Source organism: Mucilaginibacter angelicae (assembly GCF_042434235.1).
GTDB lineage: Bacteria > Bacteroidota > Bacteroidia > Sphingobacteriales > Sphingobacteriaceae > Mucilaginibacter > Mucilaginibacter angelicae.
In genome coordinates this window covers 542,008-554,969 of record NZ_JBHLTS010000021.1, presented here as the reverse complement: position 1 = coordinate 554,969, position 12,962 = coordinate 542,008, and the positions used below count along the sequence as shown (strand labels likewise).

Here is a 12,962-nt window from a genome sequence, read left to right as displayed (position 1 = left end):
TTATCAATCAGCCGGGATTTTTTATTTATAGCCCTTCAATCCTTAAACACCAAGATCCTGCATAATGGAGGCAATCTTAGCGTCAAGCTGTTTGTCTGTTTCGCTGTAGGCTTCCTTACTTTCAAGTTTGCCGTTCACGCTGCAATAAAACTTAATTTTAGGCTCAGTACCTGAAGGGCGTGCCGAAATGATGCTCCCATCTTCGGTAATGAACTGTAAAACATCAGAAGCCGGCAATTCAATCGGCTGAGTTGTATTGGTAACCAGATCAGTTTCAATGCGTTTTTCGTAGTCCTTAAGCGTAGTTACTTTTGAGCCGCCTAAAGTAGCCGGAGGGTTGGTGCGGAATTTTTCCATCATTTCCTTGATCTCTTCAGCACCGGTTTTACCCTTTTTAGTGAGGGAGATCAGCTTTTCTTTATAAAAACCATATTGTACGTAAGTATCAATCAAGGCTTCAAACAGGCTACTGCCTTTATCTTTATAGTACGCGGTCATTTCGGCAATAAATGCGCTCGAAACAACAGCATCCTTGTCCCTTACCAACTCTCCAATTAAATAACCGTAGCTTTCTTCACCGCCGCCAATAAAGGTTTGTTTACCTTCAAAATGGGTCATCAGCTCGCCAATATATTTAAAGCCGGTCAGCGTGTTATAATAGGTAACGTTTTTGGCTTCGGCAATGCGTTCGATAAGGTTTGTTGTAACAATGGTTTTAACAATATATTCTTTACCCGTAAGCTTGCCTTTTTCTTCCCATGCGCTTAACAAATAATTGATGAGCATAGCACCGGTTTGGTTACCATTAAGCAGGATAAACTCGCCATCAGTATTTTTCACAGCGATACCTACACGGTCGGCATCCGGATCTGTAGCTAATACCAGGTCGGCGTCAGTTTCCTGAGCTTTTTTTAGTGCAAGTGTCAGGGCTTCCTTTTCTTCAGGGTTAGGATAAACTACCGTAGGGAAATTGCCATCGGGTGTAATTTGCTCATCAACCAGGATCACATTTTTAAAACCAAACCTTTCCAGGGCTTGTGGTACCAAAGTAATACCAGTACCGTGGATAGGCGAATAAACTATTTTAAGATCTTTTTGGCGGGCAATTACATCCGGCGAAACAGAAAGTTCGGTGATCTTGCTTAGGTAAAGCTCGTCAATCTCCTCTCCTATTTCTTGGATATTGGCATCTACACGGTTAAATTTGATGTCATCGACACTGCCTATAGCAGCAACCTCGTCCATCACAGCTTTATCATGCGGAGAAACAAACTGACCGCCATCGGCTCCATAAGCTTTGTAACCATTGTATTCTTTAGGATTGTGCGATGCTGTTAGCATTACACCGCTTTTACAACCTAAATGCCGTACTGCAAATGAAAGTTCCGGCGTTGGACGCAGCGCTTTAAAAAAGTAAACATAGATATCATTGGCAGAAAAAACCTCGGCCGTAATAGTCGAAAAGAAATCGGCATTGTTACGGCTGTCATGGGCAATAGCAACCTTGATTTTTTCACCTGGGTATGTTTTTTTCAGGTAATTAGCCAATCCCTGTGTTGCCGCACCTATAGTATACTTATTGATACGGTTTGAACCAGGCCCCATAGTGCCGCGAAGGCCGCCTGTACCAAATTCCAGATCACGGTAAAATGAATCTGTTAATTCGGTATAAGCCTTATCATCAATTAACTTTTGAATTTCCTGCTTTACATCGGCATCATAATTTCCTTGAAGCCATGAGTTTGCTTTTTGAAGAATGGTGGGGTCTAATTCCTGCATAAGTGGTTGTATATTTTCAATTTATCTGGTTCGGTTTTGCTTCAAATATGGCAATAAATAACCAAAATGGAACGCCTTAAAGTTAAATCATCTTTTTAAATATGCCAGCTCAATATGCAATAAGTTTTAAACTATAATGCACAACAAAGGCTACATCCGGCGAATGCTATCTGAACAAGATACAGCCATAAAAGTTTTATAAACTTCGGGCGGTAAAACAACCCTGCCTTTGGATAATCAATCCAATTTAGTATTAACGGGGAAATCAATTACTGAAGCTATCAGCGCCCCCGGGTGAAGAAATTAATTACTGGTATATCCACCAAAATCCCTACCGACCAGCGGGTGTATAATTTGTTATCACCATAGGTATTGGTAATCAAATCTTTATTGGCCCCGGTTAAACTTACATTACGCAAATTGGGCGCCACCTGGAACCCTCCTGAAATTGAAATTGGCGTAGATGGTATGCCGATAGATAAAAACACACCCGGACTGATGATATTCTTCAGCTCAATTTTGGGCACCTGTGCTACAGTGGCACTGCTGTCTTTTGCTACTGAAGTACTACCTGATGTAAAACGGTATGAAGCAAGTGCGCCGATGTCAATTAAGGAAACAAAAACCGAAGTCGACCATTTTTTATCGCCGGTAGGAATAAATAATAAACGATGGCCCCAGCTGAATGAAATGCCTACCGGTGCAGATAATCCGTAAGTGCCTTTATATTTTTCATCAATACCATGCACTTTTTCCATACCCAGATAAGGGCCGACATAGGCGTTTAAAGCAACGTTAAAAATTGCCTCACGTTTAACTGTCGAACTACCTGCTGGTAACGCAATTGCTTCAATTGCACTTTTTACTTCATCGCTGTTTTTTGCTTTTGATACCTCAGCGGCAAAATTGCCATATTTAATAAACATCTTGTTTATTGCAGGCCATTAGGTAAGCGAAGCAATTTTCCCGTTAAGTTCTTCTATTTCCTTTTTTATGGCAGTTTTAAGGGCAGCATCCTGCTGTTTATCATATTCAGCTTTTTTTTCGGCAAGACTTGCAGTTAGCTTCTGTTTTATAGGATCAGTAATTATTTTATTAACAAACAGATTATCGTAAACACCACTAAGTTCAACTATTGCCGATGGGTATTGTTTTTCGTAAACATCAATGTAAACATTGCCAAGGCTCCGGGCCGATGACAGGTACTGATCAATCCTTGGGTCTTTCCTGTCAATTATTGGAATGGTAATGTTGGCCGGATCGGCATTTAAAAGAATTGGTGATTTCAATAACAGCTCGAAAAGATTAAGCGATGAATTATAGAGGGCGTAATAATCCTGGTAATTGAAGGTATTATCACCTTTTTGCTGAAGCTGTTTTAAACTGATAAAATACTTATTAACTAAAGTTCCTTTTTGGATAAGTTCAGTGACATAATTCTGATAGATCCCTTCAAACTTTAAAAAGTCACTACTATGGGCTTTGAGAAATTGTTTCATGGAGCCCTCTTTAAAGCTAATGTCCTTTTTTTCCAGTTGCTGATAAAGCAAGCCCAGATAGATTTGAAAAGTTATAGGGTCATTGAACAGCATCTTAGCCGAATCGGCATCAACCCAATATTTATCCTTTTGATTTGAACGTAATGATTGTGATAAAAGATCAAAAGCCTGCAATGCCGGATATACATTTTCATTGACAAGTTTTAAGGCGCCGTTATCAGCCTTATTAATCAGGTAATTATGAAATATATCTCCGGGATGGGCACCCTCATGAAACTCATTGGCTATGTACAATGCATCAATAAAAATAGTCCTGACGTGGGGCATGGCAGCAAACAATCTGTCCATACATGGGTCTTCAATCAAATTGGAAACATTGGGCAGTATAAGCGCCAGGTCTTTCTGAAATGATTCGCGCAATAAATCCGTATAGGCGGCATAATTATAGATCTCAACATCAATGGCTGTAAGTGACTTGTAAGTAACCGGGAATAATAATTGCAATTGCCTGGTACTATCCAGCTCTTGTTTAAACCGTGAAAAAAAGGTTGTGGAAAGTTCCTGCTTTGTTCTTTCAACCAAAAATTTTGCGAGGCCATCGGCAAGGTTAGTAACATCAAGTGAGCCGGCAGATTGTATCAAACCGGATATACTGGATCCAACCCCACTGGTTGCACCACCACCTGCACGGTAAATAGGTTTGAAAAAAGGGTTATTAATTATCGAGCTATCAATAGTTGCTTGATTAGCACCGTTATTTAAATTGAAATAGCTAAAAAATAACTTTTGGTTACCAGCGCCCGTTACAATCTTGTTCGCATTTTTATTATAAACGCTTTTTAAATACAATGCATCGTAAAAAAGTATCCGATCGGTTTGCTGTGCCCGTACTTCGGCAATTAAGAGCAAAAGAATTGTTGAAATAAGTAAACTCTTTTTAATCATATAGTATTATTAAAAAAGTCAAGCAACAGCGCCGGGTTTAACAATGGAAGATTAAATGTCCCTGCAGACCCATCTGCCGGTATAGAGAAAGGTGTTTGAGGCTCACAGAATTTTATTAGCATATTTTTGATATCATCAAAAGTGTATGAAAAATTCAGCTTTTGCACCATCAATGCAGCTATGCCTGCAATTATAGCTGTGGCCTGGCTGCTTCCAGTTCCTTTTTCAACAGTACTGTCTTTCTGATAAGCATCAATATTAGCCCCGTTCACTACAACATGTAAGTGTTCATTAATAAAAGGGTAAACAACATCTTCAAGAGGTGCTGCTCCCACTCCTATCACATTTTCAAAACAGGCAGGATAAAAAGCAGAATTATCGCCAAAACTTGTTGCGTTACCTATTGAGCATATAATTATCTTTTTATTACTCACAGCATTGTCTATAGCCTTTTGTATGGTGTCTTTTGTTTGCTGAAGTTTTATTTCAGTACTCCAGCTAATAGAAATTATCTGTATCTCGGGTTTGGAAGCACACCAGTTAATAGCTTCAGCATATTTTAATGCCCCCGTTTCATTATCATCAAAAAATCTTGTCTCTGATATTTTACAGATATATAAATTACATGCAGGAGCCACCCCGATATAGTTATCACTTATATTCCTTGCGCCTATGATAGAAGCACATGTAGTGCCATGGCCGTCCCCGTCATTTATCTCAACACCCTCGCCATAAACATAATATTTACTGGTATTATAAAACAGGTCTGTTATACCGGGTGCAATGCCGGTATCAACCACTGCAACACCAACGCCGGTACCTGCGTACTTGGCCCAGATCTCCGGCAGGTTTAAGTCAGCCATCCACTGCTGAAAGTTCCTGCCAGCGCCATCTATTTGTTCGGCTCCGCCGCTCCAGAAATTACTGTTGGCTTCATCGCCCGCTTTGTACCAAATATTGTTTCCATCCAGCTCCTCGCCCTGCACAGTCCCCGTCACTTCTATTTCTTCGCCCGGCTCCCTTACGGTGCCGGTTTGATAGGTTGTATGAGCACCTCCTATCCTGGTATTAAGAGGCACGGTTACTTTTATACGCATTAGCCTACTGGTTTTACGGTTACGGTAGTACTTTTAGTTGGTGTGGTTGATTCCTCTTCGGGCTTTTTACCTGCTGCACGTAAACTTACAATTTTATTGATCAGATCGAACCAAAAAGGCGCACCCAACATTAAGGCTAAAGCCGTTAATAATATACCGGCTATCTTAATTAAAAGCTGTAAAAGACCTTGTCCAAATGTTTTCCCTTTAAGAATTGGTGTGTTTTGTGACGTCCAGCCAATAGGGATACCCGAACCATCAATAAACGTTTTGACGGTGCTTACCTGCCGAACTACTTTCTTTACATCAGGCACAGCTTTAGTTGTATCAACGTGTGCATTTTTTATTACCGTTATTTTGTCGACTCCAAATTCAATCGAATCGGTTTTAGGATTATATTTATCCTTGTTAAGCTGGGTTACGGTGGTTTGCAGATTATCGGCCGTATGCTTGAGAACATCCTGCTTACTCCAGAGTTTATTGACAATATTTATGGTATCAACATTAAAGGAGGCACAGATTGACAAAGAAATAATAAATACAATAAGCTGGGATGCCCGTTTGTAAACTCCAGACGCCCTATCCATTGCCGAATTATAAAATGTTTCTATCTGCTTTTGAAAGTTTTGAAGATCGCCCTGGGCGCGCTCATAAAAATTAAGCAAAAGTTTCCTGATCCCATCAGAAATGCCGACTTGTGCTGCAATTCCATCATCAGTTAAAACATCCCTGATCGTATTCATATCAAGGATGATGTTTTTATCGTTTTTAAACTGATCCATTAAGGCAGTAGCAAAGTTACCTGCCGGGATATACGACGGTAAACTATTTAAATCTTTCTTTAAAGATGCAATGTTTGGATTGCTATAAAGCTTTTCAGCTATTTTTTTCCAGTCCTGGTCAAAGAGTAAACATTCAATCGTATTTTTCAGGTATTCTCCCCGCTTATTCAACAGGGCAGAAATGTACTCATGAATTGTACTTACAGTAAGGCTCAGCGAAAAATAGGTGAACGACAGCGTGAGTGCCAGATCAATAATCGGGGAATTAAACATAAGGTGCGGGTTTAGCAGATATGAAAATATTGCCTAAATTACAAAGCAAACAACTAAATATCAACCCGTTAAAATACGGTATTTGCGTACGTGTTTTAACGCAATAATCAAGGATATACCCACCTTTAAACCAACATGAAACAAAGGATAGCAGGAAATGTGGTAATATAATGCCTGTTAGCCGGCTTGCCTAAAGCAAACCGGCATTAACAGACGGATATATAGGAGTTGGTAAGTGTTTTTGCGACAATTTAGCCTGCCAATAAACCCCTTATCATTTTACTGCAGGCTCCCCTATTTATCCAATTCGGTTATGATCTTTTTAGCGTTGTCATTTGTTGGATCAAGCTGTAACGACTTTTTATAATTCAACAGCGCCAATGGTTTATTACCCTGGTTATAATAGGCCTCGCCAAGGCTGTCAAACACATTGCCCGATTTTGGAAACAATTTGGTATTATACTCAAAAATTACAACAGCATCAGGCAACCTTTTTTTGCTCATGAGGTAATAACCGGTTTCGTTCAATGTATTTTCATCGTCAAAACTGTACTCGTTTCCGCGTTTGCTTTTAAGATCATTATAAAAGCTGATGATCTGTTCACCGCTCATAGAATCAAGTTTATTACCAAATTCATCCAAAAATGACCGCTTCACCAGGGCATATGGCTTACCCTCTAAAATCGCCTCTATTGACTTTTCTATAGAGTACAGGTTTCCCTGCTTATTATTGGTCATTAATATAATGGTAACACCGTTTGGCACCTTGCTAACCAATAGGGCCTGGTAATTTAAAGTAGTACCATCATGGGTGTGGCCAATCATTTTATCGCCGTCCATACTGCCGCCACCAAGGCCTGATTGCCTGCCCGGGCTTACACCATTAATAATCTCGCGGGTGGCTACAGGGCTTATCAGTTTAAATTTAATAATCGCGTTAGCCCAGGCATAAAAATCGTCAAGCGTTACTGCCGTCCAGCCGGATATGGGATACACGAGGTCATCCGGCTTTCCATCATTATCATATGATCTTGCTACAAGCGCATCTTTTTCCGTAGGATCTACAATGGCAGTATTCATACCGGCAGGCTTCAATTCATAATCCTCAACAAACTGCCTGAAGCTAATACCTGTTATTTTTTCAATAATCCGGCGCTGCAGAAAAACATTGTTATTATTATAGACATATTTTTTACCGGGCTCAAAATCAAGCGAATCCACCTTCATCAAATCGGCCATATTCCCGACATCATCCCTAACGGTTTTCCATTTTATATCAGGCAAGCCGCTGGTGTATTGCAACAGGTTAATGATCCTGATCTTATCGGCCCAGACAGGTAGCTGCGGCAAATATTTGGATACTTTATCATCCAGGTTCAGCTTGCCTTGTTCCTGCAGCATCATAATCCCAACAGCATTAAATTCTTTAGCTATCGAACCAATATGAAAGCGGTACTGATCGGTAAGCCTCGTTGTTTTGCCCGCATCGGCGTAACCTATGGCAGCTTTATAAATGATCTTTCCATGATCGGCCACCAATACATTGCCGTTAAACAAGCCCAATCTGTTTGCCCTTTGCATTAGGGTATCAATATTAGCGGCTTTAGTTTGCTGCGCAAAGGTCTCCCCTGTGCCAAAAGTAATAAGCAGTGCAAGTAAAAAAACGTGTTTAAAATTCAATTTCATAAGGTGCGGATTGATGGTAAGGAGACTACAGCAAACGCATTTATGTTACATATGATATTGATATTATTTTACCCCTCCCGCTCATAAATGGCTGCAAGTATAAAGGCACATGATGCCAGCCCGGTATCTTTCAGGGCGTTGGTTATTTTACCGGCATCAAAATGGCTGTTGATCAGCAGGGGAATATGGATGGTTAAAATAAACACCCATATCATACACCCTAATAAAAAACATCCCCATTGGGCATACAGGTTAACATAGATACTTATAGCAGCAGCCATGAGCGCAACAGCTGTAAGGTATACCCAAAACAGGTGGAACGGGATCCAGCCGGGTATAAGTGTTGCCACAAAACCGGCATACATAAAATGCTGAATACCGAATATGAACATTACTGTGGCATAGATGTATGCACTGATCCTGCTTATTACTTGTTTCATTGTTGGTTAGGTTATGGTATATTTAGGTTTAATTTTTAAATTGCTGATAAAATTAGTTTGCCCGCCGGGCTATAGCAATTCACAGCCTGTACAAGTTGGTACAAGCCTGTACAAATAATATTTGAACTGATTTACCGGCTATTTTTGACCAATGGATATGCCTGCACAAGAATTGCTTATTACCGAACTGATAAAACAATACGAAACCTTCACCGGCTGGGGAGACAGCAATAGCTGGAAGAACCAGGACTTTATAAACCTGAGCGAAAAGATAAGGGAGAAAACCGGTGCATCCATAAGCCATGTTACGCTGAAGCGCATCTGGGGTAAGGTTAAATATGATAGCCTGCCCAATACCTACACCATGGATACGCTGGTGCAATTTTTGGGTTATGAAAACTTCAGGGCGTTCAGTACACAATTTGTCCCGGTTAACAAACCGGCTGAATCACCCAAACCAAAGCCCCGGCCGGTAAAAAAACACTCCAGGTCGATGCCTTATGCTTTGGGTGTTTTAACGCTGGTAGGCATTTTATTGGTTGTAATCATGGCTTCACGTACCGAACATCCGAAACCACCCATAGTACCAAAAGATTATGCCTTCAGCAGTAAAAAAGTAATTACTTCGGGTTTGCCAAATTCAGTTGTGTTTGATTTTGATGCAACCAAGGCCCCTTATGATTCGGTAGCAATCCAGCAATCATGGGACAGGCATTTACGGGTTAACGTTTCCAAAAACGATCATCAGCATACCTCTATTTATTACTTCCCTGATTTTTATTACGCCAAGCTCATCGTGGGCGGCAAAATTGTAAAACAGCATGAACTGATGGTTGAATCGAACGGGTGGCTGCCCATAGTTGAAAAGCAGCCAGTACCTGTTTATTATGAAAAAAAAGATGCCATGGCAGATGGCAAGCTTTCCCTGTCGCCAGAAAAAATCAAGGGGCGCAATATTGCCATGCAGCCTACCCCGCCCTATGTGGTTTATACCAACGTTACCGATTTTGGCGAGATATACAGCGATGATTTTACTTTTGAAACGGCTGTTAAAAACAATTATAATGAAGGCGCAGCCGCTTGCCGCCTGAGCACTGTTTATATTTTGTGTAAGGGTACGGCCATCTGGATCCCCCTAAGCACCAAGGGCTGTGTATCTGACCTGGATATGTATTTTGCAGGTTACGAGGTATCCGGTAAAAAGCATGATTTGTCTGCCTTCGGGGTCGACTTTGGAAAATATATACCACTTAAAATTGTATCACACAGCGGCAAGGCGCAAATTTTCATTGATAATAAACCTGTTTATACAGTGGATAAAGGCATCAGTCGAGCCAAAATAATCGGGATAGTATTTCGGTTCCAGGGTACAGGATCGGTGGATTATGTACGGCTGACAAATGGGAAAGTAAACTACGACGATGAATTTTGAGGATCGTTATTTATCTCTCGCGGGATAACCGATAACAGCTCATTTTTTATAGCAGGGGGAATAACCATCATTGGCTGAGAAATGATCTCGCTATTATTACCCGGCGAAGGGCAGCTTGCAACTAAAACAAAACAGCCTTTTTCGGCCTCAAATGTTACTGTTATTTTTAGTTGCTTCAGAGCCTCAAGGTCCTGGTAGGCTGTGCGGGCGCTGATATGAAAATGCGCCTTCAACAACTCAATGGATACCACATCCCTGGTTTGCAGCAACACCAATACCCTTAGTAACCTGTCGGCCCTGTTCATAACGGATCACATTTTTTCATACAAAGGTGTAACGCGTTATTGACAGCTGTGTGTCAGCAGTAAAAATGCGATTGATAAAACTGGTCTGTCTACCTGTTTTTCCCTAAAAATTAATTGAGGGCTTGATAAACCATCAAAATCACCCCCGATGAAAAAACTTTCTGCGATACCAGTTTTAAAGGCACATTATTTTTTAGCCCGTTAAAAAGCGGCCTGCCGTTACCTAAAATTACCGGGTGGACCCAAAACTGGTATTCATCAATCAAATTCACAGCCGCCAGTCGTTTAACAACACTGATACTTCCGTAAGTAAGGATATCACGGCCATGCTGCCTTTTTAAGTTTTCTATTGCTTGTTTTAAATTGCCCTTGAGCAGTAATGAATTATTCCACCAAACAGTGGTCATTGTTGAGGAAAGAACCGCTTTTTGGTGATTGTTCATCATATCGGCATAAGCAATATCGGTACGCGGGAAATTCATGCACCTGGCCTGGAAAGGCCAGTAGGCAGCCATAGCCTGGTAGGTATTTTTACCCAATAAAATAGTATCTGCATAACTAAGCAGTTCTGTTGCTGTTTCGGCTATTTCATCCGTCCAGTATTGATAGTGCCAGTCAAGGCCCTCGTCTTCTGCTGCTACAAAACCATCCAGCGTAATGTTCAGGGATACTATCAGTTTGCGCATGGTCATATAGGTTTAACTCGAAAAAATAGTTTAAAATCAATAGTTGACAGGAGGTCCCTACGGAGCCTTATGTTTTTATTTCATTTTCTATAAACATGATACTCCTACGGAGTTTAATGAACTTGCGAATACAACTCCGTAGGAGTATCATGTTTATAGTCAAAGTCAGTGGTTTACCTGGCTCCGTAGGAGCCTCCTGTTTTAAATGCGATTTAACTGGGGGAGTTGATAAACCCGGAATTGAATAATTATATTTATATGATTAAGCCACTTCGCTATTTCCGGCGAGCCTGGTATTGGTTAAACCCAGTTCTTTTACCTGTTCATACTTTTTCCATAAGTAGTAAGTTAAGAACATTACAAGCAGCATCACTACCGGCGGGATGAGCATAGCAGCACCGGCACCGATGGCAAACCATGACAAAAATGCCCCGATAAAGCTGATAGCAAAGCCCGAATACGCCCATTCTTTAATAACACGATACTTGGTTTGAGCTATGGCCAGCACACCCGCTATTTTTGCCGATCCCATAATAACCAGCAGGTACATGGGGTAGCCAAGTTTGGCTAATGAATCCTTACCGGCTTGCTGCATGGTGATCCCTCCGTAAGCGTCGCCGAGCATAGCTAATAAAAAAAGAACAGTGAAGATCCAGTACAGGGTTTTAATTGTTGTTGGTTTCATGATGATATTGTTTTTTGTGTGATTATCGATTTGTTAACAATACAAAGTTATCCCGGGAGGCAAAATCGCGTAGCGTGCAAAAAGGACTTGTTAAGGGGTTGATTGCGACTTTAGTGTTTACTATCTTTATCCAAAATAAGCAATTTATACGATTAATAAACATGAAACATGTTGCTATCCTGATACCCAATGAGGCAGTTTTAGCCAGTATTGTAGATGCCCGGACCATTTTCACAGGCGCTAATGATTTTTTGCAAGCTATGGGCAGGCAGCCTGCATTTAACGTGCAAATGGTTGGACTTACCAAAGAAGTTAAAGTACATGGCGGCATGTTTTCGGTTCATCCCGATGTTTTACTGAGTGAATTACAAAAAAGCGATATGGTGATCATCCCGGCTATAAGTGGCGATCTTGAAAATGCGGTAAAAGTAAACCAGGAGTTTGTGCCATGGATTATCAATCAATACAATAACGGCGCTGAAGTAGCCAGCCTTTGTATCGGCTCGTTTGTACTGGCATCTACAGGCCTATTGAATGGTAAAGAATGTTCCAGCCATTGGATCACAGCCGACAAGTTCAGAAGCATGTTCCCGGAGGTGACGCTGGTTGATGGGCGGATAGTTACCGAACAGCAGGGGCTGTATTCAAGCGGAGGTGCCACCTCCTACTGGAGCCTGTTATTATTATTGATTGAAAAATATGCCGGACGGGATATAGCTATTATGGCAGCAAAGATCTACGCTTTGGAAATTGACAGGAAAAGTCAATCGCCTTTTGCTATGTTCACGGGGCAAAAAAAGCACGAGGACGACCCGATAAAGCAAGCCCAGGAATACATAGAAAATAATGTTACCGAGAAGATCTCGGTAGAAGACCTATCGTCCATGTATGCCATCGGCCGCAGGCATTTTGAACGCCGTTTTAAAAAAGCCACCAACAATACCCCGGTTGAATATATCCAGCGTGTAAAAATTGAAGCAGCCAAAAAGCAACTGGAAAGCACTCCCAAAAACATCAACGAGGTAATGTACGATGTTGGGTATACCGATGCCAAAGCATTCCGTACGGTTTTTAAAAAAATCACCGGGATATCGCCAATTGATTACCGCAATAAATATAATAAGGAGGCCGCAGTGGCATAGGTCTGGCTGCCTTGATTTTGAGCGGTTATTAACCCTCCGCATGAGCTTATATTACAGCTTCATTATTATCGAAAAAATCTATTGATTATCAATAGCAATACACTGTATTACAGCAGGTAATGAACAATCCCACTTTCATTGCAAAAACATTACATTCTGTCAATAAAATTAATCCTAACAAATAGCCAAATATTCCGTTTAAAAATTACAT

12 protein-coding genes are annotated in these 12,962 nt (G+C 40.9%); 2 read left to right on the top strand and 10 right to left on the bottom strand.

All coding sequences use genetic code 11. The features are described from left to right. Window positions 1-42: 42 nt before the first annotated feature. The 7 genes from ACFFGT_RS11850 to ACFFGT_RS11820 all read right to left on the bottom strand — a co-directional run bounded on the left by ACFFGT_RS11850 (window position 43) and on the right by ACFFGT_RS11820 (window position 8,501). On the bottom strand, window positions 43-1,779 hold the full coding sequence (locus ACFFGT_RS11850; protein WP_377022745.1) for a phospho-sugar mutase: 1,737 nt from the start codon (window positions 1,777-1,779) through the stop codon (window positions 43-45). Window positions 1,780-2,060: 281 nt separating this feature from the next. After that, entirely contained in the window at window positions 2,061-2,705 is a 645-nt protein-coding gene (locus tag ACFFGT_RS11845; RefSeq protein WP_377022744.1) for a hypothetical protein, read from the bottom strand. Window positions 2,706-2,723: 18 nt separating this feature from the next. Further along, window positions 2,724-4,223: a hypothetical protein gene (locus ACFFGT_RS11840; RefSeq protein ID WP_377022743.1), complete on the bottom strand. Its 1,500-nt coding sequence runs from the start codon at window positions 4,221-4,223 to the stop codon at window positions 2,724-2,726. Next, entirely contained in the window at window positions 4,220-5,320 is a 1,101-nt protein-coding gene (locus tag ACFFGT_RS11835; protein ID WP_377022742.1) for a S8 family peptidase, read from the bottom strand. Before ACFFGT_RS11835 ends, ACFFGT_RS11840 begins: the two co-directional genes overlap by 4 nt. Next, entirely contained in the window at window positions 5,320-6,375 is a 1,056-nt protein-coding gene (locus tag ACFFGT_RS11830; protein ID WP_377022741.1) for a hypothetical protein, read from the bottom strand. Before ACFFGT_RS11830 ends, ACFFGT_RS11835 begins: the two co-directional genes overlap by 1 nt. Before the next feature lie 294 nt (window positions 6,376-6,669). Further along, the gene (locus ACFFGT_RS11825; protein ID WP_377022740.1) at window positions 6,670-8,061 is read right to left on the bottom strand and encodes a serine hydrolase; all 1,392 of its coding nucleotides are present in this window, start codon (window positions 8,059-8,061) and stop codon (window positions 6,670-6,672) included. A 68-nt stretch (window positions 8,062-8,129) separates the two neighbouring features. Beyond that, on the bottom strand, window positions 8,130-8,501 hold the full coding sequence (locus tag ACFFGT_RS11820) for a DoxX-related protein (RefSeq protein WP_377022739.1): 372 nt from the start codon (window positions 8,499-8,501) through the stop codon (window positions 8,130-8,132). Between the two features lie 157 nt (window positions 8,502-8,658). Between ACFFGT_RS11820 and ACFFGT_RS11815 the strand changes: the two genes are divergently transcribed. Continuing rightward, window positions 8,659-9,933, top strand: a complete 1,275-nt coding sequence (locus ACFFGT_RS11815) for a hypothetical protein (RefSeq protein WP_377022738.1) — start codon at window positions 8,659-8,661, stop codon at window positions 9,931-9,933. Here ACFFGT_RS11815 and ACFFGT_RS11810 read toward each other — a convergent pair. The 3 genes from ACFFGT_RS11810 to ACFFGT_RS11800 all read right to left on the bottom strand — a co-directional run bounded on the left by ACFFGT_RS11810 (window position 9,915) and on the right by ACFFGT_RS11800 (window position 11,609). Further along, window positions 9,915-10,238, bottom strand: a complete 324-nt coding sequence (locus ACFFGT_RS11810; RefSeq protein WP_377022737.1) for an HTH domain-containing protein — start codon at window positions 10,236-10,238, stop codon at window positions 9,915-9,917. The two genes, ACFFGT_RS11815 and ACFFGT_RS11810, sit on opposite strands and share 19 nt — an antisense overlap. A gap of 110 nt (window positions 10,239-10,348) precedes the next feature. Beyond that, complete coding sequence (locus ACFFGT_RS11805) at window positions 10,349-10,924, bottom strand: dihydrofolate reductase family protein (RefSeq protein WP_377022736.1); 576 nt, start codon at window positions 10,922-10,924, stop codon at window positions 10,349-10,351. 262 nt (window positions 10,925-11,186) lie between these two features. Beyond that, entirely contained in the window at window positions 11,187-11,609 is a 423-nt protein-coding gene (locus tag ACFFGT_RS11800) for a DoxX family protein (protein ID WP_377022735.1), read from the bottom strand. Window positions 11,610-11,770: 161 nt separating this feature from the next. Here ACFFGT_RS11800 and ACFFGT_RS11795 point away from each other — a divergent pair, with 161 nt between their 5' ends. After that, window positions 11,771-12,751, top strand: a complete 981-nt coding sequence (locus tag ACFFGT_RS11795) for a GlxA family transcriptional regulator (RefSeq protein ID WP_377022734.1) — start codon at window positions 11,771-11,773, stop codon at window positions 12,749-12,751. The last annotated feature ends 211 nt before the right edge of the window (window positions 12,752-12,962 follow it).

What these genes read in the sequence shown, in the direction of transcription:
- ACFFGT_RS11815 (WP_377022738.1), top strand. Translation starts at nt 8,659, where the DNA reads ATGCCTGCACAAGAATTGCTTATTACCGAACTGATAAAACAATACGAA.
- ACFFGT_RS11845 (WP_377022744.1), bottom strand. Translation starts at nt 2,705, where the DNA reads ATGTTTATTAAATATGGCAATTTTGCCGCTGAGGTATCAAAAGCAAAA.
- ACFFGT_RS11840 (WP_377022743.1), bottom strand. Translation starts at nt 4,223, where the DNA reads ATGATTAAAAAGAGTTTACTTATTTCAACAATTCTTTTGCTCTTAATT.
- ACFFGT_RS11820 (WP_377022739.1), bottom strand. Translation starts at nt 8,501, where the DNA reads ATGAAACAAGTAATAAGCAGGATCAGTGCATACATCTATGCCACAGTA.
- ACFFGT_RS11830 (WP_377022741.1), bottom strand. Translation starts at nt 6,375, where the DNA reads ATGTTTAATTCCCCGATTATTGATCTGGCACTCACGCTGTCGTTCACC.
- ACFFGT_RS11800 (WP_377022735.1), bottom strand. Translation starts at nt 11,609, where the DNA reads ATGAAACCAACAACAATTAAAACCCTGTACTGGATCTTCACTGTTCTT.
- ACFFGT_RS11805 (WP_377022736.1), bottom strand. Translation starts at nt 10,924, where the DNA reads ATGCGCAAACTGATAGTATCCCTGAACATTACGCTGGATGGTTTTGTA.
- ACFFGT_RS11795 (WP_377022734.1), top strand. Translation starts at nt 11,771, where the DNA reads ATGAAACATGTTGCTATCCTGATACCCAATGAGGCAGTTTTAGCCAGT.
- ACFFGT_RS11825 (WP_377022740.1), bottom strand. Translation starts at nt 8,061, where the DNA reads ATGAAATTGAATTTTAAACACGTTTTTTTACTTGCACTGCTTATTACT.
- ACFFGT_RS11810 (WP_377022737.1), bottom strand. Translation starts at nt 10,238, where the DNA reads ATGAACAGGGCCGACAGGTTACTAAGGGTATTGGTGTTGCTGCAAACC.
- ACFFGT_RS11835 (WP_377022742.1), bottom strand. Translation starts at nt 5,320, where the DNA reads ATGCGTATAAAAGTAACCGTGCCTCTTAATACCAGGATAGGAGGTGCT.
- ACFFGT_RS11850 (WP_377022745.1), bottom strand. Translation starts at nt 1,779, where the DNA reads ATGCAGGAATTAGACCCCACCATTCTTCAAAAAGCAAACTCATGGCTT.